The 21,485-nt window shown below is 59.0% G+C and carries 22 protein-coding genes; 16 read left to right on the top strand and 6 right to left on the bottom strand.

Going from position 1 to position 21,485, the window contains the following annotated elements; all coding sequences use genetic code 11:
• Nucleotides 1-57 precede the first annotated feature (57 nt).
• The 3 genes from AC0GNO_RS13085 to AC0GNO_RS13075 form a co-directional block, all read right to left on the bottom strand.
• Nucleotides 58-633: a class I SAM-dependent methyltransferase gene (locus AC0GNO_RS13085; protein ID WP_472904238.1), complete on the bottom strand. Its 576-nt coding sequence runs from the start codon at nucleotides 631-633 to the stop codon at nucleotides 58-60.
• A gap of 196 nt (nucleotides 634-829) precedes the next feature.
• Nucleotides 830-1,495, bottom strand: coding sequence for a transmembrane anchor protein (locus AC0GNO_RS13080; RefSeq protein WP_332748678.1), 666 nt, complete (start codon nucleotides 1,493-1,495; stop codon nucleotides 830-832).
• Nucleotides 1,496-1,515: 20 nt separating this feature from the next.
• On the bottom strand, nucleotides 1,516-2,163 hold the full coding sequence (locus AC0GNO_RS13075) for a HupE/UreJ family protein (protein ID WP_304783935.1): 648 nt from the start codon (nucleotides 2,161-2,163) through the stop codon (nucleotides 1,516-1,518).
• Between the two features lie 272 nt (nucleotides 2,164-2,435).
• Between AC0GNO_RS13075 and AC0GNO_RS13070 the strand changes: the two genes are divergently transcribed.
• From AC0GNO_RS13070 to AC0GNO_RS13040, 7 genes are all read left to right on the top strand, one after another.
• Nucleotides 2,436-2,570 (top strand): hypothetical protein, encoded by a 135-nt coding sequence (locus AC0GNO_RS13070; protein WP_304783938.1) that lies wholly within the window; start codon nucleotides 2,436-2,438, stop codon nucleotides 2,568-2,570.
• 221 nt (nucleotides 2,571-2,791) lie between these two features.
• Entirely contained in the window at nucleotides 2,792-3,070 is a 279-nt protein-coding gene (locus AC0GNO_RS13065; RefSeq protein WP_304783941.1) for a metal-sensing transcriptional repressor, read from the top strand.
• Between the two features lie 58 nt (nucleotides 3,071-3,128).
• A complete protein-coding gene (locus AC0GNO_RS13060; protein ID WP_472904237.1) occupies nucleotides 3,129-4,454 on the top strand; it encodes an MFS transporter in 1,326 nt (441 codons plus the stop codon).
• A gap of 326 nt (nucleotides 4,455-4,780) precedes the next feature.
• A complete protein-coding gene (locus tag AC0GNO_RS13055) occupies nucleotides 4,781-5,119 on the top strand; it encodes a PepSY domain-containing protein (RefSeq protein WP_322315335.1) in 339 nt (112 codons plus the stop codon).
• A 48-nt stretch (nucleotides 5,120-5,167) separates the two neighbouring features.
• Nucleotides 5,168-5,569: a hypothetical protein gene (locus tag AC0GNO_RS13050; RefSeq protein ID WP_304784001.1), complete on the top strand. Its 402-nt coding sequence runs from the start codon at nucleotides 5,168-5,170 to the stop codon at nucleotides 5,567-5,569.
• A 106-nt stretch (nucleotides 5,570-5,675) separates the two neighbouring features.
• Nucleotides 5,676-6,335, top strand: coding sequence for a response regulator (locus AC0GNO_RS13045; RefSeq protein ID WP_304784003.1), 660 nt, complete (start codon nucleotides 5,676-5,678; stop codon nucleotides 6,333-6,335).
• A 7-nt stretch (nucleotides 6,336-6,342) separates the two neighbouring features.
• Nucleotides 6,343-7,674 (top strand): ATP-binding protein, encoded by a 1,332-nt coding sequence (locus AC0GNO_RS13040; RefSeq protein WP_304784004.1) that lies wholly within the window; start codon nucleotides 6,343-6,345, stop codon nucleotides 7,672-7,674.
• Between the two features lie 14 nt (nucleotides 7,675-7,688).
• On the opposite strand, the gene AC0GNO_RS13035 is transcribed toward AC0GNO_RS13040, so the two are convergent.
• Both AC0GNO_RS13035 and AC0GNO_RS13030 read right to left on the bottom strand, forming a co-directional pair.
• Entirely contained in the window at nucleotides 7,689-8,900 is a 1,212-nt protein-coding gene (locus AC0GNO_RS13035; protein ID WP_304784006.1) for an MFS transporter, read from the bottom strand.
• 151 nt (nucleotides 8,901-9,051) lie between these two features.
• Nucleotides 9,052-9,750 carry a DUF1345 domain-containing protein gene (locus tag AC0GNO_RS13030; protein WP_472904236.1) on the bottom strand — a complete coding sequence of 233 codons (699 nt, stop codon included), beginning with the start codon at nucleotides 9,748-9,750 and terminating at the stop codon, nucleotides 9,052-9,054.
• A gap of 572 nt (nucleotides 9,751-10,322) precedes the next feature.
• Here AC0GNO_RS13030 and AC0GNO_RS13025 point away from each other — a divergent pair.
• From AC0GNO_RS13025 to AC0GNO_RS13000, 6 genes are all read left to right on the top strand, one after another.
• Entirely contained in the window at nucleotides 10,323-10,661 is a 339-nt protein-coding gene (locus AC0GNO_RS13025; protein ID WP_322316794.1) for a PepSY domain-containing protein, read from the top strand.
• A gap of 198 nt (nucleotides 10,662-10,859) precedes the next feature.
• Nucleotides 10,860-11,444 (top strand): phosphatase PAP2 family protein, encoded by a 585-nt coding sequence (locus AC0GNO_RS13020; RefSeq protein WP_472904235.1) that lies wholly within the window; start codon nucleotides 10,860-10,862, stop codon nucleotides 11,442-11,444.
• A 44-nt stretch (nucleotides 11,445-11,488) separates the two neighbouring features.
• Nucleotides 11,489-14,080 (top strand): bifunctional lysylphosphatidylglycerol flippase/synthetase MprF, encoded by a 2,592-nt coding sequence (mprF, locus tag AC0GNO_RS13015; RefSeq protein ID WP_472904234.1) that lies wholly within the window; start codon nucleotides 11,489-11,491, stop codon nucleotides 14,078-14,080.
• A gap of 238 nt (nucleotides 14,081-14,318) precedes the next feature.
• Nucleotides 14,319-15,344 carry an AI-2E family transporter gene (locus AC0GNO_RS13010; protein WP_304784352.1) on the top strand — a complete coding sequence of 342 codons (1,026 nt, stop codon included), beginning with the start codon at nucleotides 14,319-14,321 and terminating at the stop codon, nucleotides 15,342-15,344.
• A 126-nt stretch (nucleotides 15,345-15,470) separates the two neighbouring features.
• Nucleotides 15,471-16,985 (top strand): Do family serine endopeptidase, encoded by a 1,515-nt coding sequence (locus AC0GNO_RS13005; RefSeq protein ID WP_472904233.1) that lies wholly within the window; start codon nucleotides 15,471-15,473, stop codon nucleotides 16,983-16,985.
• Nucleotides 16,986-17,142: 157 nt separating this feature from the next.
• Nucleotides 17,143-17,376, top strand: coding sequence for a hypothetical protein (locus AC0GNO_RS13000; protein WP_472904232.1), 234 nt, complete (start codon nucleotides 17,143-17,145; stop codon nucleotides 17,374-17,376).
• A gap of 122 nt (nucleotides 17,377-17,498) precedes the next feature.
• Here the strand turns inward: AC0GNO_RS13000 and AC0GNO_RS12995 are convergent, their stop codons facing one another.
• On the bottom strand, nucleotides 17,499-18,212 hold the full coding sequence (locus tag AC0GNO_RS12995) for a phosphatase PAP2 family protein (RefSeq protein ID WP_472904231.1): 714 nt from the start codon (nucleotides 18,210-18,212) through the stop codon (nucleotides 17,499-17,501).
• Between the two features lie 518 nt (nucleotides 18,213-18,730).
• On the opposite strand from AC0GNO_RS12995, the gene AC0GNO_RS12990 reads away from it, so the two are divergent.
• The 3 genes from AC0GNO_RS12990 to AC0GNO_RS12980 all read left to right on the top strand — a co-directional run bounded on the left by AC0GNO_RS12990 (nucleotide 18,731) and on the right by AC0GNO_RS12980 (nucleotide 21,270).
• A complete protein-coding gene (locus tag AC0GNO_RS12990; RefSeq protein WP_472904230.1) occupies nucleotides 18,731-19,390 on the top strand; it encodes a response regulator in 660 nt (219 codons plus the stop codon).
• Nucleotides 19,390-20,763: an ATP-binding protein gene (locus AC0GNO_RS12985; protein WP_472904229.1), complete on the top strand. Its 1,374-nt coding sequence runs from the start codon at nucleotides 19,390-19,392 to the stop codon at nucleotides 20,761-20,763. The genes AC0GNO_RS12990 and AC0GNO_RS12985 overlap by 1 nt, the downstream gene beginning before the upstream one ends.
• 114 nt (nucleotides 20,764-20,877) lie before the next feature.
• Nucleotides 20,878-21,270, top strand: coding sequence for a YkvA family protein (locus tag AC0GNO_RS12980; RefSeq protein ID WP_472904380.1), 393 nt, complete (start codon nucleotides 20,878-20,880; stop codon nucleotides 21,268-21,270).
• Nucleotides 21,271-21,485: the final 215 nt, after the last annotated feature.

The following is a 21,485-nucleotide window of genomic DNA, read 5'->3' as shown; positions in this document are numbered from 1 at the left end:
TTCTGGCTGCAGCGCTGTAGCACTTCGAGGACGGTTTTTCCCAGGCCAGTGCTCAGATCAAGTGTTCAGTGCGATTCGATACACCGAGGCGGGTGGCAAGTTGAGAAGCGAGCTTCCGATGCGTTCTGCCCTCAGGTTCATTCGGGTCAGTATCTCGGGTGCAATCGGGCATCGGGTCATGTAGGTGAACTGGTACAGCGCTGCCCCAGCTTGCAAGCTTTGCATGCAGGCGCCGACCACGTTCCACTGTGCGCGAACACCCATGGTCAGCAGTGGCAAGCCGGAAATCACAGCCTGCGCCTGCATCGACCGCCATGGGTCCTGCCAACGCCGCATGCGTGTCACATCCATATCCAGCAGGCGAGCCTCGGGAAAGCGCTGGCGCAGCAGCGCCGTGAAGTCCGGACTGTTCTCCACCAGCGTGAGATCACACTGGGGCACTCCCTTGGCAAGGATGCACCGTGTGAAGGCCCCGGTTCCTGGGCCCAGTTCGATCACGGGTCCTGCGCCAGGCAAGATGTCGCGCGTGATGAGACGCGCCAACGCGTTGCTGGAGGGTGCAACTGCTCCGGTCCTCATGGGTCGTTTCAGCCAGCTCTTGAGGAAGACACTTTGGTCGGTGGACAAAGACACGAATGAATCCTTCCTGGGGACATCAACCACCCTCACTCCCCCTGCATTGCTTGGTGCAGCGGGTGAGTGCCTGCATTCTGATGAGCCACTTGCAGGGTGTCTTGAACAAGGACGCCATTTCGCCAAGGTTCGCGAGGTTCTGCCAGTGGCCCGCTTGCAAGGGAACTGCCCTGGCGGCGCAGCTCCCCGCCTCAGGTCACTGAACCTGCTTGATGTCGGTGTATTGGCCACGGGTCCGGAGCACTACCTTCACATCCGATGGACCCCGGTTGCGCCAGTACCAGCCGTGGTTGCCGGTGAACGCTGCCACCAGAGCACCGTCGTCGGCTGGCACGCTGCGGCCTTTTTCGTAGCTGATGGAGCGCCCGCCACCGTCTCCGTGCGTGTCGTAGTTGACCGAACCGCCATTGACGATCCACTGGAACTCGGCTTTTTCGCCCTCAGCCATGCGCAGTTTGATTTCTTTGCCTTCGCCCGGGGTCAGGGTGAACGTCAATTCGTCGCGCCAGGTTGACTGAGCTGCAGGCGTTACCGCAGTCTTCGGAATCACATCGGGTGCCTTGGGCGCTCCGGAGACTGCCGCACCGGCATTCGCCGGGACGGCTGCAACCGTTGAGGCAGGACTGCCAGCGGGCGTGGCACTTGCATCCGCAGCGGCTTCTGCCGCCAGCTGTTGCTTGATTTCGCCCATCTCGGTCATCCGCAGCACGCGGCCCACACCGGTAGGGTCCACGCCGTACTCGGCAGGTAGCACGATCGCCACCAGAATCACGATGGCGGAGATGGCGGCCAGAAGCGTGGAGCGCAGCAGCTTTGAGGAGGATGGAAGTTCGGCGCGCAAGGGCGTTTCAGCGTTGTACATGGTCGGTATACCTTGGGTGTTCACGATACGAAGAAGCCGGTGAGCTGCATGCCCACCAAAATGAAGCCCGCGCTCATCATGGCGACGTTGGCTGTGTAGGCGTTTCGGATGAAACTGGGCGTGCGGCGCCAGTAGCTCATGCCGATCAGGATGACGGTGAGCGCGAGCAGTTGACCGATCTCCACGCCCACGTTGAAGGCCAGCAGGTTGGGTACCAGGCCGTCGGGCGAGATCTCGTACTCGATGATCTTGGTGGCCAGCCCGAAACCGTGGAACAAACCAAACACCAACGTTGCGACCTTGGTGTTGGGCTGGAATCCGAGCCAGCGTTGGAAGGCACCAAGGTTGTCCAGCGCCTTGTAGACAACCGACAAACCAATGATTGCGTCGATCAGGTAGCTGTTGATCCCGACGTTGAAATACACGCCCAGGATCATCGTGGTGGAGTGACCCAGCGCGAACAGGCTTACGTAGAGACCGATGTGCGAGAGCCGGTACAGGAAGAAGATCACCCCGAACAGGAAAAGCAGGTGGTCGTAGCCGGTCATCATGTGCTTGGCCCCGAGATACATGAAGGGCAGCAGATTGACGCCCGAGATTTCCTGTATGTAGCCCTTGTCACCAGCGGTCACCGCATGGGCCCAGACATCGGAGGTTCCGAAGAGCAAACAAAGGAAGAGGATTGAAGGAAGCAAGAGACGGGATTGCCAAATCGCCCATGGCGAACGTGGCAGCCTGTCTTGAAGAAGGCTGTGCATTAAGACTCCAATGGTCTGAAAGGAATGGGAGCACTGCGAAGGGCAGCGCGAGAGCAAGAGTGGCCTCAGGCCATCGGAGGACGTTCTAGCCGGGACGCCTGCACCATTTCAACCCATGGTCGGACCTGCCTACACCAAGCTGGCGCTTGCGTTGACGCAGCGTGCCAGCCCGCAGGCAGAGCATGGGCCTTGTCGTGCGAGTGATCTACCGCGTGATGCGCATGGTCGCCACCCAGAAGGTCTTCAACCCCTGCTACCTCATCGCCTTGGTCGCCGTGCGTATGTCCATGTGGCTCGTCGGCAGCAAGTGGTGTTGAAGTGTGTCCCGCCGAAATGGCCGCCAGTCCATGGGAGCTTGTCAACCCGATCGAAGAAATGATCGTGCCGACCACGATCACGATTAATACCATCCACCGCATGCCCAGTGCCGCCTGGGAGGGCAGCAAAGAATACGGGGAGCAGTGGATCATGGAGTTAAGCGGGATTAGTGTTGAAAACCGGTGGATTATAGTAACCCCCCTGAGGGGATACGATCATCATGAAACAACCGCACACACATACCTCCCATCCGGCCATCATCAAACGCCTGCGAAGGGCCAATGGACACCTGAGCAGCACGATAGACATGTTGACACAGGGGCGCGCCTGTCTTGACGTTGCGCAGCAACTGCAGGCAGTGGAGAAGGCGATTCAGCAGGCCAAGAAGGCCCTGATCCAAGACCACCTGGATCACTGCCTTGAACACCTCGTCGGCCCCCTCGGTGCGGGTCAGCGCCATTCGATGGACGAGTTCAGAGAAATCACCCGTTACCTCTGAGTGGTCTGCAGTTGCGGAATCGATTCTTTGACCACGAAGCACCACACAAGACCGACACATGCTCAAGATTCTGTCCCACCGCACCTACCGCCATCTGTTTGCCGCACAGGTGATCGCCTTGATCGGGACCGGGCTGGCCACGGTGGCGCTGGGCCTGCTGGCCTTTGAGCTTGCCGGCGAGAACGCGGGTATGGTGCTGGGCACGGCCCTGGCCATCAAGATGATCGCGTACGTTGGCGTGGCACCCGTGGCTGCAGCGTTTGCCGATCGCCTGCCCCGGCGCACCCTGCTGGTTGCACTGGACCTGGTACGGGCTGCGGTAGCGCTGTTGCTGCCGTTTGTCTCCCAGATCTGGGAGGTGTACGTGTTGATCTTTGTGCTGCAGGCGGCCTCGGCCGCGTTCACGCCCACGTTCCAGGCCACCATCCCCGATGTGTTGCCGCTGGAGAAGGACTACACCAAAGCCCTGTCGCTCTCGCGCCTGGCCTACGACATGGAGAGCCTGGTCAGCCCGATGCTGGCGGCAGCCTTGCTCACGGTGATCGGATTTCACGATCTGTTTGCCGGCACGGTGGTGGGCTTCCTGGTCTCGGCGGCGCTGGTGGTCTCGGTGGTGTTGCCAGCCCATCCAGCGCCGCAGCACCGCGGCATTTACGAGCGCACCACACGCGGGCTGCGCATCTACCTGGCCACGCCGCGGCTGCGTGGTCTGCTGGCGATCAGTGCGGCCGTGGCAGCGGCGGGCTCCATGGTGTTTGTCAACACGGTGGTCATCGTTCAGGCCGGCATGGGACTGAGCCAGAGCGCCGTCGCCCTGGCCTTGGCCAGTTTCGGCGCGGGCTCCATGGTGGCTGCGCTGGCCCTGCCGCAACTGCTGGAGAAGTTGCCCGACCGCACAGCCATGCTGGGGGGCATCGGTTTGATGATCTCGGGCCTGTTTGCCGGTGTCTTCGTGGTGGGAAACGCCTCGCTGATGGTCCTGTGGTTTGTGCTCGGTGTGGGCTACTCCACCGCGCAGACGCCCTCTGGCCGCTTGTTGCGGCGCTCTGCGCACCCCGAAGACCGGCCAGCGCTGTTTGCTGCGCAGTTTGCGCTGTCGCACGTCTGCTGGTTGCTGTTCTATCCCCTGGCGGGCTGGCTGGGCACGCGCTTTGGCATGTCTGCGAGCTTTGTGGTCCTCGGGGTTGCAGGTGCACTGGCCGCATGGGCGGCTTGCAGAGTCTGGCCATCACTAGATCCCGACGTGGTGGAGCACGAACATCCGGATTTGCCGGTCGGTCACGCTCACACGAAGGCGGCTGTCGGTGTTGGTGATGGTATTCGTCATGCACACGCTTTTGTGGTGGATGACCAGCATCCCCATTGGCCCAGTGTGGGCCGTTGAGGACGAAGTCGTTGCGCTGGACGAAGCCGCTTTCCTCTACGTCTGCATCAGCAAATTGAAGTTCAAATGGCGAACACTGTTGGCACACCCTGTTTGGGCAAGACGCCAGCAGCCACCTTTTTCTTGCCGGGGCAATGACAGCCAAAAACCGATGCCGGAACATTTCGCAAGGTTGCGTACATGTATGCGTAGGCAAAGAGGCTCGTTGCATGACAAGTTGCCTAAGGTGAGGTGTGGCGCCTAAGCGAGGCCTAAGTCATGGGCGAGATAGTTCATCCGTCGGTTGGCAATACCGCCCCGACGCAACTCCTCAAAAGGAACTCACCATGAACCGCAACACCAAACTTTCCGCACTCCTGCTCGCTGCTGGCCTGGCCACGGCTGGCACGCTGGCTTTCGCAAAGGCCAATGAGAACGACGCAGTCACCGACCTGGCCAAGGCCAAAATCTCGCTGAGCCAAGCCATCACGGCGGCTGAAGCACATGCCACTGGCAAAGCCGCGAAGGCTGAGCTGGAGAGCGAAAAAGGCGCTTTGCACTACGAAGTGGAGGTCGTCACGGCCGACGCCAAGGTCTTCGACGTCAAGGTCGACGCAGCCGACGGCAAGGTCCTGTCCAGCCAGCTCGACAAAACAGACCAAGGCAACGACAAAGACGACTCTTGATCGAACCCGAGGAGTGGGTAAAACCCACTCCCCGGGCAAGGAACGATCATGAACAACAGTGAACGATATCTTTTGAGACGCCTCATCCGGCGCATCATTCAAGTGCCGGTCGGTCCTCGGGACGATGAGGCTGCGATACTGGCGTCTGCGCTTCAGAAGACCCGCGATGATGTTGTGTACTTGCTGCTGCAGCGGTGCCTCGTGCTGGAGATGGTCGTAGAGCAGCGACGTTTCCCTGGCATGAGGATGGAGGGTGGTTCTGATGTGACTGCTGCGCCTACTGCTCGAAGTTCCCCCCACCTGAATGGCGTGTTCAGTGAGTCTGTCGACGAGGGGCGATTGCTGCGTGCTCACGAGCTGGACGGCCTTTTTTTCAAGCAGGCGATCGAAGAACTCATGCGTGAAAACTTGATTCAGGACGCGCAGCAGTTTGATCCGAAAAACATTTGAGCGTCTCTTGCGCAGATTTATCCAGAATTCCGCGTGGCTACGTTGACATGGGGTCAATATTGAGGGCGGCGGGTTCCCCGCCTTGTACCTTGTATGGAGACTTGAAGTGCGACTTCTATTGGTTGAAGACGACAAGATGATTGGCGAGGTGGTGCTTGATCTACTTCGCTCCGAGCACTATGCGGTAGATTGGGTGAAAGACGGCGACATGGCGTCCACGGCCCTGCTAACGCAGACCTACGATCTGATCGTGCTCGATCTGGGACTGCCGCGCCTTGATGGATTGTCTGTACTTCGAGCGTTGCGCGCCCGCAAGGATCGCACCCCTGTTTTGATTGCAACTGCACGCGATTCGCTTTTTCAGCGTATCGAGGGACTTGACGCGGGAGCAGATGACTACGTGTTGAAGCCTTTTGAGCTTGACGAACTGTTGGCTCGAATCAGGGCCCTTTTGCGGCGCGCATCGGGTCGTGCCGAGCCTGTCTACGAGCACAAAGGGGTCTGTATCAATCCTGCCTCACGGGAAGTGACGGCAAATGGATTGCCTGTCGTGCTCTCTGCCCGTGAGTGGGCGGTACTTGAACCTTTGTTGGCAAGACCGGGCATGGTGCTCTCACGCACACAGCTTGAAGAAAAACTCTATGGCTGGAAGGACGAGATCAGCAGCAATGCTGTCGAGGTGTACATACATGGGCTGCGAAAGAAGCTTGGCGCAGAGTTGATCCAAAACGTGAGGGGCGTCGGATACATGGTGCCCAAGGAGTGAGTTTTAAATGCCGCTGCAAATCTCCAATTCCCTGCGAACACGCTTGCTGATCCTGTTGTCGGCTGCGATCGTGCTGACTGCACTTGCACAGGCATTGATCGCATATCAGACCGCCAGGTCGGAGGCTGACGAAATTTTTGACTACCACATGCAGCAGATGGCGATCATTCTGGGCAGTGGGATCACATTGAAGGGCGGTAGCCCGGAAGCGCAGGTCCAGCACGATGAGGAAGGCTTCGATTTTGTCGTACAGGCGTGGACTGCAGATGGAATCAGCGTCTACCGGACTCATCAAAGCATGCTGCCGCAGGTTGGGGGATCGGGATTTGCTGAAGTCACGTTGGACGACGGGAGATACCGGGTGTTTGCCACGAAGGTGGGTGGGATCAACGTGCAGGTTGCACAAGATCTGGACGCACGCCTGGAGATGGCGCGCAAGCTTGCACTGCGCACTGTTGTGCCGATTGTGTTGATTGCGCCCATGCTCATGCTGCTGGTCTGGGTGGTTGTGGGCGCTTCGTTGAAGCCAGTCCTGCTCGCGAGCAGACAGGTTGCGTTGCGACAGGCCGATGAGCTGGAAAAGCTGGAGGAGGCGACCCTGCCAGATGAGATCAGGCCGCTGGTCCATGAGCTCAATCTGCTGTTTGAGCGAGTCCGCAAGGCTTTCGATGCACAACAGCGATTTGTTGCGGACGCCGCACACGAGTTGCGTTCACCGCTGGCGGCGCTCAAGCTGCAGCTGGAGGGTTTGAAGCGGTCTGCAGACACCAGCACCCGTGATATTGCGATGGGTCGATTGACATCAGGTATCGATCGGGCGACGCGCCTGGTCGAGCAGCTTCTGGTGCTCGCAAGGCACGAGGAAGGCATCGTGAACAGCATGCCCCGCGAGAACCTGTCGTTGTCTGAGTTCACAAAACAGGCAGTTGCAGATGTCGCCGCGCTGGCCCGAGAGCGCTCCATCGACATCGGCATCACTACCGCAGACGAGGGCTCGATCCTCGTCGCAAAGGATGCATTGGGCATTCTTCTCGGCAATGTGTTGAGCAACGCCATCAAATACACCCCAGACGGAGGAACTGTGGACGTTGCGGTGGTTCGCACGGCAAACGAACTGCAGCTCCGAATTGATGACAGTGGCCCTGGCATCCCATCATCGGAGCGCGAGCGAGTCCTGGATCGTTTTTACCGAATCGCGGGCGCCAGCGCTTCTGGCAGTGGCCTGGGACTGTCCATCGTCAAGAGCATCGTCGAGTTTCACGGAGCATCGCTTTCCCTCTCAGACTCAGAGAAGCTGGGAGGGTTAAAAGTCTGCATTGCCTTTCCTATTGTGTCTTGAAACAGAGTCCGTGACTACGTTGCACCTTCCCCCGATGGTGTTCTGCTTTTTGTGAGCAGAACTTGTTCCTTGACGCCGAAAAGCAGCAGCATTGCCGCGGACAACGCGCAGCTGCTAGAGAAAAGGAATGCCGCCCACGGGGCGATGGATTGGTAGATCCAGCCAAAAACGATTGAGGCCGGCAGCAGAAAGATGCCGGTCACCAAATTGAACCAGCCGAAGGCCGTGCCCGTGCGATGGGTGGGTGCCAAGTCAGCCACGAACGCCTTCTCGACTCCCTCTGTCGCTGCCATGAACAGACCATAGAAGCCGAAAAGTGCAAACAGCATCCATCCACCGGTGTTGAGGAAGCCGATAGCAAAGTAGAAGACCGCATAGGCAACGTAGCCAACGATCAACAGCCTCACTCGGCCCAGCCGGTCGGAAAGAGCTGACAGAGGGGTGGAGAACAACATCGCGACGGCGGAAACGGCCGCCCAGAGCAATGGAATCTGAGCCTGTGGGACACCCAGTTCACTGGCGCGCAGCAACAAGAACATGTTGGACGAATTGCCCAGCGTGAACAGCGCGACCACGAACAGGTAGCGTTTGAACAACGGTGGCATATCGCGTAGCCGCCAGTCGAACGAAGGCCTCAAAGTACGTGGTGCTGCCTTGGGCTCTCGGATGGCAAGTGCCAATCCCACACAAAGGGCAGCCGGGATGGCTGACCACAAAAATATATCCTTGAGCGGAACATGGGAGGCCAACAGTGCAAAGGCCAAGAGGGGTCCAATGACGGCACCTGCGTTGTCCATTGCGCGGTGCAACCCAAACGCCAGCCCGCGCTGGTCGGGACGAACGCTGGCCGCAAGAAGTGCATCCCTGGGTGAACTTCGCAGGCCCTTGCCGACCCTGTCGGCAAAACGGATGGCGAGTAGGAAAGGCCAACTGCTTGCAAAGGCGATCAGGGGGCGCCCAATACCGGCCAAGCCATAGCCGAAGACGATCCAGGGCTTTGACCGTCGCGACCGGTCCACGACCACACCGGAGAACAGTTTGAGCAGACTAGCTGTGGCTTCTGCGATTCCTTCGATGATTCCCAGCGCCCTCGGACCCGCCATCAGCACGGAAGCAAGATAGAGCGGCACCAATGGGTACAGCATTTCGCTGGCGCTGTCGTTGACCAGACTGATGAGTCCAATGAACCAAACTGTTCGAGGGAGATTGAAAATTACTTTGAGCATGGAAGGTGTCCTCAGGGCTGAATCCACGACAAGAATCTTGAACGATATTCTCCGAGGCAACCGAGCAACTCACCACGTCCATGGTGGGCTAGGGCGTGGTGGACCAGTCCAATCGACACGATTCATGTGTAGGAACGTTCTCGGCCGACTCTCAAGCAAGGCTGCCAGCAAACACGTTGACTGCCAACGCGAGCACGATCAAGTTGAACGCGAAAGAAAGCAGCCCGTGCAAGAGCGTCAATCTGCGCATGCGTCGACCGGAGACTGCGACGTCCGAAACCTGTGAGGTCATGCCGACAATTGCCGAGAAATAGACGAAATCGAGATAGTCGGGGTCATGCCCTCCAGGAAAGATCAGTCCACCCTCGGTTTCAGCACCGTCCTGTCCGCGTTGATAGAACACGCGTGCATAGTGCAGCGCAAAAGCGGTCTGCAGCAACAACCAGGACGCCGCCAGCGACATCATGGCAACCGCAAGGTACCCCCAGCGCGCGACGCCATGCATGCTTCGCCCCGTGTCCACCGCAAGTGCCACGGCAACAATGCTTGCACAAGCCGCTGCAGCCACCAGCGCGAACAAGGCCACTGATCCTGGATCGGTCCTCTGCGCCCGGCGGCGCGTCGAGTGCGCATTGAGGCGGACGATCAGCTGCCATGCAATGGCCAAGTACGTGAGGTTGTAAGCCAGCCAGCCTGCGAGCCATGGGACCTCCGAAGCGGTGTGAGCCAATCGCGCTGCGGCATAAGCCGCAACTGTGCCGACGAAGATCGCCAGACCGTGCCCTTGAAAAGCGGTCAAGCGTGCGGTCCAGTGCAAGCCGTGCAAGGGGTGGCGGTCAACTGGTTCCATGCGTCACTTCAGTTTGTGGTGCCGACAAAGGAACACGTTCAGCATGCCGAAACTGTGTCGCCTTGAGGACGTTGGATCGTCGAACTCTGCCCCCGTCGCAGTATTTCGGTGGGAGCTTTGCGCAGCCGTCGAACGGGTCGCATGCAGGAGGTGCGCAGCGCGCAATGCGGCGGAGCGGACCAAATGCCTTCGTCGATTGTACGGACTGGGGGACGCTCCATCAGCGCATAACAGCCGTTGGCCCGCCACAGACAAGACCGTCTGCCACCAGCTTATCGCAGCAGCGATCTTCCCTCTCAAAATGACGTTGAGCACGGGTCGACAAAGCCAGTTGCACCGACCTCCCAAACGTCCGCTGTTGACACGCGAAGCCCATTCATGTTGCGCATCGCCCGTGCTGCGTGGCGGTTCTGACCCAGAAAAAATTTGCTGCTTTGCACTGTCGAGCGCACTTTATTGATCTCCATTTGCAGTATCTGGTGATTCCTAAGCGGGGCCTAAGTCATGGGCGAGATAGTTCATCTGTCGGTTGGCAATACCGCCCTGACGCAACTCCTCAAAAGGAACACACCATGAACCGCAACACCAAAATCTCCGCGCTCTTGCTCGCTGCTGGCCTGGCGACAGCCGGCACGTTGGCCTTTGCAAAGGCCAATGAGAACGACGCAGTCACCGACCTGGCCAAGGCCAAGATCTCGCTGAGCCAAGCCATCACGGCGGCTGAAGCACATGCCACTGGCAAAGCCGCGAAGGCTGAGCTGGAGAGCGAAAAAGGCGCTTTGCACTACGAAGTGGAGGTCGTCACGGCCGACGCCAAGGTCTTCGACGTCAAGGTCGACGCTGCCGACGGCAAAGTCCTGTCCAGCCAGCTCGACAAGGCAGATCAGGGCAACGACAAAGACGACTCTTGATCGAACACAGAAGGGGCGCATTGCGCCCCTTCTTGTATTTCGTCTTCGCTTCGCGCACGCGCTCGATGGTCGTCTGAACGCAGTATTTCCTGCGTCTCCCACACTGAAACCGGCACCCGGCAACCCGTCGTCGATGGAGCTCCATGCCTCACGCCCATCACGCCAGCCCCCCTGCCTCACTGCCCACGAAAGCGCCCCATGAACGCGGTCAACATTCAGCTGTTCGAAATTTTGAATCTCAGCGCCAATGCATCACCGTGGCTTGTCAAGTTGGCGATACTGACATCCACCGTTCTGCCCGGATTTCTTCTGTCCTCTGTGATTTCAGCCATTGCGATTGGGCGCCCACGTTGGCGCAGCACAGCCATACAAGCCACATTTGCGATGGCGCTGAGCTTCCCGATCGCACGCCTTCTGGCATCGCTCATTGACGCGTCGAGGCCATTTGTTTTGGGTCTTGGGCATCAGTGGATGGCGCACGCGTCCACGCCTGGATTCCCAAGCACCCATGCCACGGTTGCTGCCGCCTTCGCTGCGGCTGTTTGGTGGGGCAACCCAAAGTCATCGATGCGTTGGCTTGCGCCCTTCGCCGCCCTTGCGATCGGTTGGAGCCGCGTCGCAACGGGAGTTCATTTCCCGGTCGATGTCTTGGCCGGTTTTTTGTTGGGAGGCACCGTGGGCTGGGGTATCGTGCAGGGGTGCAGCTACATGGTGAGGCGCGTCGACAATCGGCGCTCGGCTGTGTTTCGGCAATCAACCCTATCGCCCACGTCCAAATTGTGATCCGAGCCAGCACAAGTTTCACAGCGGGCACACCGCCAACGCGGTTGCCGTCTATCCCTTGGCGCTGGCTGGTCGCGCTGCTGGGCGTGGTTCTGTTGGCGTGGATGTTCTGGGTGGTCCATCAACAACTGGGCGCGTTGCGCTTGCAGGACGTTCAGCAGGCTTGGCACGCTGTTCCGCTCTCTTCAATACTCTGGGCGGGACTGGCAACGCTGCTGAGCTACGTGGCATTGATGGGGTACGACGCGCTTGCATTGCGCCAACTGGGGCACCGCCTGAGCGCAACGCGGACGTGTCTGGCCTCATTCGTGGCAACCGCCATTGGAAACAACGTGGGGGTGGCGCTGGTCAGCGCGGGCGCGGTGCGCATGCGCCTGTACAGCAACTGGGGCCTTTCAGGCAGTGAAGTCGGTGTGCTGATTGGGATCGTCGGCACCACGTTTGGTGTTGGCGTTGCCCTCTGCGGGGGGCTTGCTCTGCTGCTGGAGCCACCTGCCATGCTGGCAACGCTGCAGATCAACACGGCGTGGGGACGCGCAGCGGGAGCGTTGCTGCTGCTGATCCCCGCGGGATACATGGGCCTGGCCTTGCGTGGGGCACGATCCCTGCAATGGAAGAGCTGGGTCATTCACACGCCTGGACCGCTGCTGGCGATGGGGCAAATTCTGCTTGCGGTGGTTGATTTGGGCGCGGCTTCACTCGCTCTTTGGGTGCTGCTGCCCGACACGGCGCCAGCATGGCCTGTTTTTCTCGGGGTGTTTGTGCTTGCGGTCGTCTTGGGCGTCGTGAGCCATGTGCCAGCAGGTCTGGGTGTTTTTGAGGCGGTGATGATCTTGGGGCTGCCGACCATTGCACACGAACAGCTGCTTGCGTCGATCCTTGCCTATCGAGTGATTTACTACTTCTTGCCGCTGAGCCTTGCCGGCGCGCTGGGCGGCGCGTTGGCTCTGAGGGGAAGTTTCGCTGGACTTAAAAAACTCGAAGCCTTTGCCCAGCCTTTGATCAACTGGATCGCGCCACCGGTAGTCAGTGTTGCAGTGTTTGTGGCGGGGGCCCTGCTGCTGTTCTCGGGCAGTCTTCCGGCCCAATTTGATCGCCTGCCCTTGCTCCTAAAACTGGTGCCACTCCCGGTTATTGAGGTTTCTCATCTGGCCGGTAGCCTCATCGGGCTGGCCATGGTTGTTCTGGCGCACGCTCTGTACCGCCGGATTCGAGCGGCTCACCAGCTTGTGAGCTGGCTTCTGGTGGCAGGGGTTTTGGTGTCTCTTTTGAAGGGTATTGACTTAGAAGAAGCCATCATCGCGGCGCTGGTTTGGTTGCTTCTGTGGTCGAGTCGAGCGGTATTCGACCGGCCCGCTCGGATGGGTTTGCGGTTTCTTGGGCCAGAGAATTGGTTTGCTGTCGCCGCGGTTGTGTCCGCAACAATCATGCTTGGGCTGTTTTCTTACAAGCATGTGTATTACTCCGCCGACCTGTGGTGGCAGTTTGCATTGCGGGGTGATGCGCCGCGTTACCTTCGAGCATCCGTGCTCGTTGCAGGCCTTACCCTGTCCATGGCACTGTGGCAGCTCATGAGGCCGCAGCCTGTCGGGCGCGAGGTTCCCTCATCAAACGATCTGGCGAAGGTGTCAGAAATCATCAAGAAGTGGCCTGTGGCTGACGCAGCGCTGGCCTTGCTGGGGGACAAGCGCATTCTTTTTGATGATGAGGAAGACGCGTTTTTGATGTATCAGGTTCAAGGCCGCAGCTGGATCGTGATGGGTGATCCGATCGGATCACCGCAGGCGGCCGAGAGACTCGTGTGGCGGATACGAGAAATGACGGACCGACATGGCGCACGACCGGTCTTCTACCAGGTGGGCGATAACCGCTTGGGCATGTACGCAGATCTTGGGCTCGTCTCGATCAAGATGGGTGAAGAGGCACTGGTTTCTCTGGACAAGTTTTCTCTGGACGGTCCCCATCGTGCCAATCTTCGACGCACGTACAGGCGCGCCCAACGCGATGGGATGAGTTTCGAGGTCGTATCCAAGGCTCAAGTGGCGGACTTGATGGATGAGTTCCGGGAGGTGTCTGACTCATGGCTTCACAGCAAGGGTGCACACGAGAAAGGATTTTCGCTGGGCCGTTTTGACGAGCCATATCTGCGCCATTTCCGCTTCGGGGTGGTCAAGCATGACGCCAAGATCGTGGCATTTGCCAATCTCTGGACCGCCGATGGCAAGGGAGAGTTGTCCATAGACCTGATGCGACACCGGCATGAGGCTCCTGATGGAACCATGGATTTCCTGTTCACAGAGCTCATGCTTTGGGGCGCTCATGAGGGATATGCGTTCTTCAACCTGGGGATGGCACCTCTTGCGGGACTGGATTCACGCCCCCTGGCGCCGCTGTGGCATCGGCTGGGAACGGCACTGTTTCGTAATGGCGAACAGTTCTACAACTTTCAAGGTCTGCGCGCGTACAAGAACAAGTTTGGGCCGGTGTGGCGATCGAGGTATCTCGCCGCACCCGGGGGTATTGGCCTGACGGGCGCATTGATTGATGTCGCTGCGCTGGTCAACAAGCGGATGTCCACGGAACGTATGGATCCAGCGCAGCGCGACCCTTTTCCCATTGATTCCGCCGTGTCGTAGTGCCACTCCAGGAGGCTGCACAGGAGCGCCCAAATTCATTTCACTGCGCCCTCGTTGACGCAACCTGATTGCCCTTGCACCAGCGCATTCGGTTCTGCGAGAGGCGCGACGTTGATGAGCTTGATGCGGTACTGTCTTCAGTGGCATACCTGCGCGAGGAAATACCTGCTCCATGTGATTCGTATGCATCGGCCAGATGTGGTCGCGCTTGGCCTGAAATGAGTGAGAAAACCGAACCATGACCCAACCAACCGAATTCAAACTGAGCACGGCTGCTATTTCGGTGGTGGGCGTTGCGCTGCTGTGGGTGCCCATCTTGTCGCTGCACCTGACGCCTGCGTTGTTCGCGGCACTGCTCACCTTTGGCGGCGCGCGCGCAACGTCGGCGATGCTTCGCCGCATTTGGCCGGCGCTTCGGCACTCGGAGGGCTTAGGACTTATTCTGTTTGTTTTGGTGGTCGTACTGACGGTGTCTTTGCTTGTCGAGCGAGCAGCCGAGGCAAGGGGCGCAGGCGGTGGCTATGCGGCGGTACTTCAACAAATGGCTGCAGCCCTGGATAGGTTGCGACTGATGTTGCCACCGTGGCTGGCCAGCCATGTGCCGGCTTCACTTGAGACGCTGCGAACTGCTGCTGTGGGGTGGCTCACGTCTCACGCCGCACAAGTACAACTTTGGGGAGGGCACACGGTTCGCGGTTTGGGATACGCCCTCGCAGGTATCGTGATCGGTGCGCTGCTTACGCTTCAACTGGCGGAAAGGGAGGCCGGTGCCGTCCGCACACCTGCCATGAGCTTGGCTCTAAGCAATCAATTTGATGGCCTCGTTGCCAGTTTCACGGCTGTGGTGTTTGCTCAATTTCGAATAGCTGCCGTGAACACTGTGCTCACTGCGGTGTACCTGTTGGGCGTGCTGCCTTTGCTGGGAACACCCATTCCACTGGCCGGTACTCTCGTGGTTGCGACGTTCGTCGCCAGTTTGGTGCCAGTGTTGGGCAATTTGGTCTCCAACACCATGATCGTTGTGGTCAGTCTGACCCACTCGCTGGGTGTGGCGGCACTCTCGCTGGGATGGTTGGTGGGCATTCACAAGCTGGAGTATTTTCTCAATGCGCATATCGTGGGGCAACGAATCCGTGCTCAGGCTTGGGAACTGTTGACATCCATGTTGGTGCTCGAAGCTCTCTTCGGTATCGCTGGACTCGTGAGCGCTCCCATCATCTATGCACAACTGAAAAGTGTCTGGTATTCACGCGGATGGATCTGAGCACGCTGAACTGGGCATCGCAATTCTGATTGGGGTGTGTCGTCATTCCAAGAGGATTAAGAACGGTCTAAGTGTCCGGCAACACACTGACCACCTGTTCAACATCCTTCACATTCAGGAGTTCACATGACCACCCGTTCCATGACTTCCACACGCCTGGTTCTTGCGTTGACCGCAGCCGGCATCCTCGGCGGCGCAGGGGCAACTTTTGTGTCTGGCACGCACGCTCGTGCCGAGGCGCCGCGCATCGTTGCCCAGGTCGTCTCTCCAGCTACCTCGTCCATGGGAATGCCCGGCATCAACGGCGCGCCCGACTTCTCGCAAATCACCCAGCGCAACGGTGCTGCTGTGGTGAACATCAGTGTCAGCGGCCTGCGACAAGCCTCCAATGAATCAGGAGAAGCGCCGGCAGCCCACCGCCGAGCTCCGCAGGGCGTGGACCCCAGCGACCCGTTCTCCGAGTTTTTCAAGCGCTTTGAGGGCCCCATTGACGGCCAGCCGGGAGAGCGGGCGTCGCCAGTGCGGGGTCAGGGATCTGGCTTCATTGTCAGTGCGGATGGATTGATTCTGACAAACGCCCACGTTGTGCGCGACGCGCAGGTCGTGACCGTCAAGCTCACGGATCGTCGTGAGTACAAGGCCACAGTCCTGGGTTCGGATCCTAAGACCGACGTGGCCGTCCTCAAAATTGACGCAAAAGACCTGCCCACGGTGACCATTGGGAACTCGAATGACCTGAAGGTTGGTGAATGGGTGCTGGCGATCGGCTCCCCGTATGGATTCGAGAACAGCGTGAGTGCGGGCGTTGTCAGTGCCAAGGGTCGCTCATTGCCCGATGACAGCGTCGTGCCGTTCATCCAGACCGACGTTGCCGTCAATCCGGGCAATTCCGGCGGACCGCTGTTCAACGCACGCGGCGAGGTGGTGGGGATCAACTCGCAGATTTACAGCCGCACGGGCGGCTACCAGGGCTTGTCCTTCGCCATCCCGATCGACCTGGTCAGCAAGATCAAGGACCAGATTGTCGCCACAGGCAGGGCCAGCCACGCACGTCTGGGCGTAGCGATCCAAGAGGTGAATCAGGCTTTGGCCGATTCATTCAAGCTCGACAAACCCGAGGGCGCGCTGGTGTCCAGCGTGGATGCCGGCAGCCCCGCCGAGCAAGCAGGGCTGAAATACGGCGATGTGATTCGCAAGATCAATGGGCAATCCATCGTCGCTTCGGGTGATCTGCCCGCCCTGATCGGACAAGCCACGCCGGGTGAAGTGGTGACACTCGAAGTCTGGCGCCAAGGCAAGCGCGAAGACTTGGCGGCCAAGCTGGGCGACGCTGTCAACAAGAAGGTGCAGATTGCCAAGAGCACTGTAGGCGCGGACAAAGGCAAACTGGGTCTGGCTCTGCGAGCGCTTGAGCCTCAAGAGCGGCGCGTTGCGGGCGTTGACGGCCTGCTGATCGAAGAGGCCGCTGGTCCCGCCGCAATGGCAGGGGTGCAGGCAGGCGACGTTCTGATGGCGGTGAACGGTACGCAAGTGAAGAATATTGAGCAGGTGCGTGCGGCGGTAGCCAGCAACAAGAAGTCTGTGGCACTGCTGATTCAGCGCGACGGCGAGAAGATTTTTGTGCCTGTGCAGGTCGGCTGATGGAGCACGGAGCGGCGCAACGGCCAAATCGTCATGAGTGGGTCCGCGCATGAAGAAGGGGACTTCTTTGCATCGGCCTGATATTGCCGGGGAACCTGCAAGTACGGGACTCTCTGCACACATCTTGCCAACATCGGCAACGATGACAGGGGTCTGCATGACGACGCTCTACATCAGCCTGCTTGGCCCCTTGATGACGCGTCGCGTGCTCGTCGACAAACTCATGGCGATAGACGCATTGGTGTTCCTGGCCAGCGCGGTGCTGTCATTCATGTCGATGCGGTCCAAGCGGTTTGGATCCCGTCTGGAGGGGTACGCGGAATGGGTGTTCTTGTCAGCTCTGGCGCTCCTGGCACTTGGCGCGGTGGTGCTGGCATTCGCAGTCACTTGAACGGAGGTTCAGAGAGACATTCTGAGGAGTCTTTCGCCTTTAACTCTCTGGGCCGGGCACTCGCGTTTCCATCCTTGCCAGCGGGTTGAACTGAAGCTCTGCGCGATGGAATGCGATCCCTTTCAAGCGAATTCCGATCGGTCGCGGGCGTCAAACCAGCCTGTCGCGTTGGCGATGAACCAGTTCGCCAAGGCCCAGGCCGAGCCAGCAGCCCAGCCGGCCAGCACGTCGCTGGGCCAATGCACGCCCAGCGCAACACGGCTCACGCCCACAGCCAATGTCAAACCGATGGCCAGCGCCAGCAAGATCACGCGCGCCGCCCTGGGCTGCATCCGAAAAGTCAGCAATGCCGCCAGCGTCAGATACACCATCGCCGCCCCGAACGCATGTCCGCTGGGGAAGCTGGCGTTTGCCACGATCACCTCATGAGGCACCAGATCGGGTCGTGCTCGTTCGAATACGTGTTTCAGGCCCGTGTTGAGCAGCGCTCCCCCCGACGTAGACACAACAATAAAGGTGGCCAGACGCCGCTGATGCATCGCAAAAAGAACCCCACCAACACCGCCGACCAGCAGTACAAGGAACCACGGACTGCCCAGTGCTGTCACTTCCCGAGCGAGTTGAAGCGCAGAGGCGCCGCCCAACAAAGACGCCACGTCATTGGGCGCACGAAGGGCGAGCAGCCACTGGCGATCGCGCAGCAGGGTCTCGCCTTCCCGCATCTCGTCTGCGGTCCAGAAGAACACGCCCGCAGCCAGTGATACCAACAGAATCAGCAGAAGGGCCGTTGGCGCAAGGAGATGTCGCGTGCGCAGTGTCTGCAAACTTTGGTGCATAACCCCTCAGTCCTTACAGGTGAAGTCACAGTCGATCCGCGCGCCACTTTGCTCGAGCAGACCCATCCAGCCAAAGAACAGGGCTAAAGATCAATGTCGTCGCAGAGAGGAGAAAAGCCCGAGGCCCACCTCGTTCAGGGCTGCCCTCAGGCCTGAACCTGGCCATCTGCATAAAGCAGATCTCTCGACACAATGGAGCTCAGGAAGTCTATGCGCAATGACAGCTTGGTTGAGGTTTTTGGAATCACCGGGTTAAAGTCATTGCTCCCGAGCCGATACCGACCCGAGGCTTGCAGAGGTCATTTGGCAGCGTGAATGTGGCACTGCGATCTGTCGTCCGTGGTGATGTTGATCGTAATGCCACAAAAGCGGCGAAGCGGTGGCCAATGATGAGGTTCCCCTTTGCGTACGGCTGGATCGAACGCGTTACCCTTGAGTGCAGTAAAGCCTGACTCGATTCCTGACCAATGGACCGCCTTTTTCGAGTCTTTCTGTGACTGACCCGCCTGCATGCACCTATGCGAATTTTGCTGATTGAAGACGATCCCATGATCGGGAGGGCCGTGAAGCGTGGTGTGACCAAGGCGGGCTTCGTCGTTGACTGGGTTGCCGATGGGCGCGATGCCGAGTGTTCACTGGCAAACCGTGTCTACGACCTCGCGATTCTGGATCTGGGTTTGCCCAAGAAGGATGGAATGGCCATCCTTGCAGCACTTCGCAGCGGAGGCAACTCCATGCCTGTGCTGATCGTATCGGCGCGCGATAACGTGCGAGACCGGATTTCGGGTCTGGAGGCCGGTGCAGATGACTACCTGCTGAAGCCATTTGATCTAGGCGAACTGATTGCTCGGGTACGAGCCCTTTTGCGGCGCCACGCCGGTAGCGGCGTACCTTTGCTGCGATGTGGTTCATTGCAACTGGACCCCGTCAGTAAGTTGGTCACAAAGGATGGTGAGAATGTCGAAGTGACTGCGAAGGAGTTCGCAGTCCTGGAAGCCCTAATGCAAAGGCCCGGCGCAGTCCTGTCAAGAGAAAAACTCGAAGATTCCGTGTATGGGTGGGGCAGTGAAGTCGGCAGCAATGCCATCGAAGTGCACCTGCACTACTTGCGCAAGAAGCTGGGCGCATCGGCAATCAAGAATGTTCGTGGCGTCGGGTACCGCATTGCGGAGATGTGATGAATTCGATAGAGCGCACCCTGCTTACCTGGATTCTTGGAGCCTTGAGTCTGGGCGCCCTGTTGGTTGCATTGCTCACATACGTCGTCACGCTTGAGGAAATGCATGAGGTTTTCGATGCAGATCTGAAGAACATTGCACAAGCGGTTGCGAGCTACCACCATGCCGGGTACGGGCCAGGGGATGACAGCGTTGTTGTGCTACCCGATCGAACCGATATCCCGCAAGACTCTGAGATCGTGACATTGACCTGGACGCGCGCGGGCAAACGAGTGTTCGCCTCTGATCCCCGAGTAGACCTCCCGTTCAGCAGTGCGCAGGGACTGTCTCGCACAAACTCAAAGGGGGAAGACTGGATCGTTTACTCGAACGTCAGTGACGACGGTGTTGCCCAAGCTGCCCAGCGCGTGTCGGCCCGTCAGGAGATGGCCGGGGAGTCGGCGTCCAAAGTACTCCCGCCCCTGTTAGGTCTTGTGGTGGTGGTCGGTGGATTGCTGATTTTTGGTTTGCGCAAAGGACTGAGACCACTTCAAGGGGCTGCGCAAGACGTCTCACAGCGCAGCGCACATTCACTGGACCCCATCTCACTGGAGGGGGTTCCGAATGAAATTCAGCCGCTTGTGGTTTCGATCAACGACCTGATGCAGCGTCTGGGGGAAGCTTTTGTGAAGCAGCGTCGATTTGTGGCCGATGCCGCGCACGAGTTGCGAACTCCAATCACCGCGCTGCGTTTGCAGATCCAGTTGCTTCAGGGAAGCGTCAACGATGCAGAGCGTGAGCAGGCGATGAGTGAGTTCGCCTCAGGAGTTGACCGGTCCCAGCGCCTGGTGGAGCAGTTACTGAACATCGCAAGGGCTGATGCCGACAGTGACCATTTTGCTCCGCAGCCGCTCAATTTGACAGAGCTGGTGAAGTCGGTGGTGGCGCGCTTCAGCTTGAAAGCCGAAGTGCTCGATATTGATCTGGGAGTCAGTGGCGAGTCGATTCCCGCAGGCGTTTGGGTGAATGGGGAACTCGAACAACTCACCGTGTTGCTGAACAACCTGGTAGAAAACGCGCTTCGATTTACGCCGGCGGGTGGCGTGGTTGACGTCAACATCTCCCAAGATCGTGACGCCTCCACGCTGCTTCGCGTCATCGACAATGGTCCGGGCATTTCCGAGTCCGAGCGAGAGCGGGTTTTTGATCGTTTCTACCGCGGAAGCGAAGCCACGGCCTTGGCACGCGATGGCTATGGCAGTGGTCTCGGGCTGGCGATCGTGCGAGCGATTGCTGAACGCCATGGCGCCCGTGTCATCTTGGGATCGCCTGCGGATCATGTGGGCCTTGAGGTTACTGTACGGTTTCGGTTCAACGACCAGGCGTCAGAGTAGCGCCGCCAAATCCTTCAAGCGCAGACGAGCCTCTTCATGCCTTGAGCTGCAGAAAGCATCTTCCGTGAAGCTTGACTCCAGAGGCAGGGGTGAAGATGTGGCATGCTCAAAACAATGACAGTCAGCGGCAAACTCAAAAGTTGGGCGAGGCGAATCAAACGTGATGGCGTGACCCTCTGGTTCGCTGGCAAACATCCTGCAACGCCGTGGCATGCGAAAGCGCTGGGAGCGTTCGTCGTGGCCTACGCCCTCAGTCCCATTGACCTGATCCCAGACTTCATCCCGGTGCTCGGCTACGTGGATGATGTTTTGTTGCTGCCCGGACTTATCTGGCTGACTATTCGCCTATTGCCAGATGAAGTTTTGGCCGATTGCCGCGAACAGGCCGACGAGTGGATGAAGGTGCAGGGATCGAAACCGAGCAGCCGATTCGGTGCAGCGCTGATAGTACTCATCTGGATTGGGTTTTCTGCGGCTCTGTGGTTTTGGCTCGCCCCTAAAGTTTAGAGGCCGACAGGTCTCCGTCTTGGGCGGTATGCCGTCTGGGGGCGTTCCTCTGCAATCTCACTTGCAGAGTCTCTCGGAGCAGGACTGGGTGTTCGTTGATGACATCCACCACATCATGTCGCTGAATGCGTCGCGGGAGTTAAGTCGCGCTTAAGTCGCAGCGGCAAAAAATGTGAGCGATGGTATGCCTTGAACATCGCTCCGATCCAGCCAAC

It is taken from the genome of Hydrogenophaga sp. L310 (assembly GCF_055703065.1).
This window is presented reverse-complemented; position numbering and strand designations above follow the sequence as displayed.

What these genes read in the sequence shown, in the direction of transcription:
- AC0GNO_RS13080 (WP_332748678.1), bottom strand. Translation starts at nt 1,495, where the DNA reads ATGTACAACGCTGAAACGCCCTTGCGCGCCGAACTTCCATCCTCCTCA.
- AC0GNO_RS13070 (WP_304783938.1), top strand. Translation starts at nt 2,436, where the DNA reads ATGGGCCTTGTCGTGCGAGTGATCTACCGCGTGATGCGCATGGTCGCC.
- AC0GNO_RS13065 (WP_304783941.1), top strand. Translation starts at nt 2,792, where the DNA reads ATGAAACAACCGCACACACATACCTCCCATCCGGCCATCATCAAACGC.
- AC0GNO_RS13060 (WP_472904237.1), top strand. Translation starts at nt 3,129, where the DNA reads ATGCTCAAGATTCTGTCCCACCGCACCTACCGCCATCTGTTTGCCGCA.
- AC0GNO_RS13055 (WP_322315335.1), top strand. Translation starts at nt 4,781, where the DNA reads ATGAACCGCAACACCAAACTTTCCGCACTCCTGCTCGCTGCTGGCCTG.
- AC0GNO_RS13050 (WP_304784001.1), top strand. Translation starts at nt 5,168, where the DNA reads ATGAACAACAGTGAACGATATCTTTTGAGACGCCTCATCCGGCGCATC.
- AC0GNO_RS13040 (WP_304784004.1), top strand. Translation starts at nt 6,343, where the DNA reads ATGCCGCTGCAAATCTCCAATTCCCTGCGAACACGCTTGCTGATCCTG.
- AC0GNO_RS13035 (WP_304784006.1), bottom strand. Translation starts at nt 8,900, where the DNA reads ATGCTCAAAGTAATTTTCAATCTCCCTCGAACAGTTTGGTTCATTGGA.
- AC0GNO_RS13030 (WP_472904236.1), bottom strand. Translation starts at nt 9,750, where the DNA reads ATGGAACCAGTTGACCGCCACCCCTTGCACGGCTTGCACTGGACCGCA.
- AC0GNO_RS13025 (WP_322316794.1), top strand. Translation starts at nt 10,323, where the DNA reads ATGAACCGCAACACCAAAATCTCCGCGCTCTTGCTCGCTGCTGGCCTG.
- AC0GNO_RS13020 (WP_472904235.1), top strand. Translation starts at nt 10,860, where the DNA reads ATGAACGCGGTCAACATTCAGCTGTTCGAAATTTTGAATCTCAGCGCC.
- AC0GNO_RS13010 (WP_304784352.1), top strand. Translation starts at nt 14,319, where the DNA reads ATGACCCAACCAACCGAATTCAAACTGAGCACGGCTGCTATTTCGGTG.
- AC0GNO_RS13005 (WP_472904233.1), top strand. Translation starts at nt 15,471, where the DNA reads ATGACCACCCGTTCCATGACTTCCACACGCCTGGTTCTTGCGTTGACC.
- AC0GNO_RS13000 (WP_472904232.1), top strand. Translation starts at nt 17,143, where the DNA reads ATGACGACGCTCTACATCAGCCTGCTTGGCCCCTTGATGACGCGTCGC.
- AC0GNO_RS12995 (WP_472904231.1), bottom strand. Translation starts at nt 18,212, where the DNA reads ATGCACCAAAGTTTGCAGACACTGCGCACGCGACATCTCCTTGCGCCA.
- AC0GNO_RS12990 (WP_472904230.1), top strand. Translation starts at nt 18,731, where the DNA reads ATGCGAATTTTGCTGATTGAAGACGATCCCATGATCGGGAGGGCCGTG.
- AC0GNO_RS12985 (WP_472904229.1), top strand. Translation starts at nt 19,390, where the DNA reads ATGAATTCGATAGAGCGCACCCTGCTTACCTGGATTCTTGGAGCCTTG.
- AC0GNO_RS12980 (WP_472904380.1), top strand. Translation starts at nt 20,878, where the DNA reads ATGACAGTCAGCGGCAAACTCAAAAGTTGGGCGAGGCGAATCAAACGT.